The sequence below is a fragment of the Petrocella sp. genome (genome assembly GCF_059865615.1).
This window is the reverse complement of record NZ_JCBCDA010000002.1, coordinates 1-1915: the sequence shown is the minus strand read 5'-3', so window position 1 is coordinate 1915 and position 1915 is coordinate 1. Positions and strand designations below refer to the sequence as shown.

Genomic DNA, 1915 nt, shown 5'->3' with positions numbered 1-1915 from the left:
ATAACACCTATAAGACAAGCGACCTTGGCAACACATGGGCCAAAGAGGGGTATAAGATAAACAGTGGCGGCATCCATCTTATGGAAGGGGATGTGGTCTTCTACCATGTAGACCGTAGGGCCAGTGATCATTACCGGTGATAAAAGCAGTCAAAGTGTATATATGATATGCCATAACTGTGTATTATATATATAAATCGATGAAACTTTGTGGATATATTGACTATTGAAAAAGACAGGCATATAATTATCATTGGATGATTTCGTGGGATAGATAGGATGTTTTGATATCAAAGGAACAGACATATCACAAATGTATGCCTGCTGACATTCATAGGTTCCATGTTATAGATAGATGAATATATACAGGAGGTTACATATGTTATCTTATGGTTTTTTCCTTGATCTAGCCATTATTTTGTTGAGCACAAAATTATTTGGTCTTTTAACGAGACGTTTACAGATGCCCCAAGTAGTGGGTGCATTGCTAGCTGGTTTGCTTTTAGGTCCTACATTTTTGAATATTTTACACGAAACCGAATTCATTGATAAGATGGCCGAACTTGGGGTTATATTACTGATGTTTACCGCAGGTATGGAAACGGATGTCAAAGAACTGAAACGAACCGGTAAATCATCTTTAGTGATTGCAGCCTTTGGCGTTATTATTCCTTTGGTCGGTGGGTTTTTAGTAGCAGGCTTTTTCTCAGATACGCTTACAGAGGCTTCAAAGATTGAGATGCTACGAAATATCTTTATAGGTGTTGTTCTAACCGCTACATCTGTGAGCATTACTGTCGAGACGCTTCGGGAAATGGGTAAGCTCAAGTCACTATCAGGTACGGCCATCTTAGGTGCTGCGATTATTGATGATATATTGGGAATTATTATATTGACCATTATTATGGGATTTGCCAGTGATGGTGTGAGCATGATGGGTATATTTTTGAGAATCGGTGGATTTTTTGTATTTGCTATAATTAGTGGTTTAGTCTTTAACAAAGTCTTTGCCTATATGACGGAAAAATATGGTCGTAAGCGGCGCGTACCCATATACAGCCTTATACTTTGCTTAATGTTTGCCTATATTGCAGAAGAATTCTTCGGTATTGCAGACATTACAGGCGCTTATTTGGCTGGTATCATCATTGCCAATCTGGGCAGCCATGATTACGTTAATGAAAAAGTTGAGATTACTTCTTATATGTTGTTTTCTCCAATTTTCTTTGCAAGTATAGGTATTAAGACGGCCATTGAGACTTTGAACTTTAGCATACTCATTTTTGCAATGGTGTTACTAGCGATTGCTATATTGACGAAAGTGATCGGCTGTGGTATCGGTGCCAGAATCATGGGCTATTCCAAAAAGGATGCTCTGAGGATTGGTGTTGGTATGGTTTCTAGGGGAGAAGTGGCTCTGATTGTGGCCAGCAAAGGTATGTCTGTGGGATTAATTACTGATCAGATTTTTGCCCCTCTAATTATGGTAGTCCTAGTAACAACCTTGATTACGCCAATCTTGTTAAAAATCGTATATAAAGCGAAAGTGATTGTATAATTCATAATAGTGAAAAAATAGTGTTATCAACATAAGAACCCATAGAGGACAGATTCATATGTTCCTCTATGGGTTCTTATATGTGTGCCAGGCATGGCACTAATCTAGCTAGTGAAAGTCTAGCCACGGGTATTTACCGCCAAGTGTAGCGAACCATAAGTTGGTATCAGTAATGATATAGATGAAGGAAGTGGTGTAGCAAAATTCTTGAGCCTACGAACAGAAACTAGGTGGGTGAGGTTGTATATCAAACTAAAGCCCAAAAGGTAAATGTAAACCGAAGTTGTAAATCAAGAGGTTGTGGAATGAAAGATTAGTGTCTTAGCCTGGGAGACCCTACCCACATATCAAAAGATAT

1 protein-coding gene is annotated in these 1915 nt (G+C 38.6%); it reads left to right on the top strand.

What is annotated here, in order from left to right; translation table 11 throughout:
• The first annotated feature begins 378 nt into the window (after positions 1-378).
• Positions 379-1557: a cation:proton antiporter domain-containing protein gene (locus tag AC6F8J_RS00270; RefSeq protein ID WP_500720235.1), complete on the top strand. Its 1179-nt coding sequence runs from the start codon at positions 379-381 to the stop codon at positions 1555-1557.
• Positions 1558-1915 lie beyond the last annotated feature (358 nt).

Excerpts from the sequence above, each read along its gene's own strand:
- AC6F8J_RS00270 (WP_500720235.1), top strand. The coding sequence starts at position 379 with ATGTTATCTTATGGTTTTTTCCTTGATCTAGCCATTATTTTGTTGAGC.